The 950-nt window shown below is 54.4% G+C and carries 1 protein-coding gene and 2 pseudogenes; 1 reads left to right on the plus strand and 2 read right to left on the minus strand.

Annotated elements, in window-relative coordinates:
• Window positions 1-412: pseudogene (locus IEY11_RS03730) on the plus strand (MobQ family relaxase); the annotation flags it as partial.
• A 107-nt stretch (window positions 413-519) separates the two neighbouring features.
• Here the strand turns inward: IEY11_RS03730 and IEY11_RS03735 are convergent.
• Window positions 520-810, minus strand: coding sequence for a type II toxin-antitoxin system YafQ family toxin (locus IEY11_RS03735; RefSeq protein ID WP_002596328.1), 291 nt, complete (start codon window positions 808-810; stop codon window positions 520-522).
• Window positions 807-950 (minus strand): annotated as a pseudogene (locus IEY11_RS14800) (type II toxin-antitoxin system RelB/DinJ family antitoxin); the annotation flags it as partial. The gene IEY11_RS03735 and the pseudogene IEY11_RS14800, both read right to left, overlap by 4 nt.

The raw sequence follows: 950 nt of genomic DNA on the forward strand, positions 1-950 counted from the left end.
CTGTTACTATGACCTGCGGGGAAAGATCGTCAAGGCTGAGCGCCGGATCGCCATTCTTACCGAACGCGGGGAGATGTGGGAACAGTACAACCAGTGCAAGTCTATCCACAAGCAGCTTGCCAAAGTAAAGCCGGAAAAACGGGAACAGTTTGAACAGCGCCACAGCCGGGAACTGATTCTGTATGACGCAGCGGCCCGGTATCTGAAAGAACTGAAAGACAGCGGCGAGGCAATCACCCCGAAGGCATGGCAGTGGGAGATCGACCAGCTGACCGCCGGAAAGCAGACGGACACGCTTGCCATGAAATCCATGAGGGAGGATTTGAAAGCAGTGGAACGGCTCCGCAAAACCGCCGAGCAGCTGTCCCGACAGGAAAGGGACAAGTCTCACGACCGTGGGCCGGAGCGGTAAAGGCTACCGCGTTTTGGCGTACCCCTGTCAAGTGCGTCGCGTTTCACGACATACCTTTGCATACAGAAAAACCGCCGTACAGGTTTCCCCATACGGCGGCAGACTGTTTATTTGCCGAACAAGTCGCTGTGTGTGCCGGTGCGGGCCAGCGTCAGCACCAGAACATCATCCTCTATGCGATAGACAAGCAGCCAGTCCGGGAGAATATGACATTCCCGATGGCCTGCCCAATCGCCGGACAGGTCATGGTCGCGGTTTTTATCCGGCAGCGGCTCGCCCATTGCCAGCAATGCTACGACCTGCTCCAGCAGCTCAATCTTCAAGCCACGCTTGATGGCTCGTTTGTAGTCCTTTTTGAAACTGGTCGTGTACTTGACGGTATATTTGGTTTCTTTCATCTTTTCAGGTCAGCAAATAACTCGTCAAGGTCATTGTAGCCCTTTACAGACGGGTCTTTTGCAATCCTTTCCGCTTCCAGCATGGCAGCAACCGTTTCTTTGTTCGGCTGTTCCAGCCTTACTTCAAAGGGAATGCCGCC

Source organism: Butyricicoccus faecihominis (assembly GCF_014648015.1).
GTDB lineage: Bacteria > Bacillota > Clostridia > Oscillospirales > Butyricicoccaceae > Agathobaculum > Agathobaculum butyriciproducens.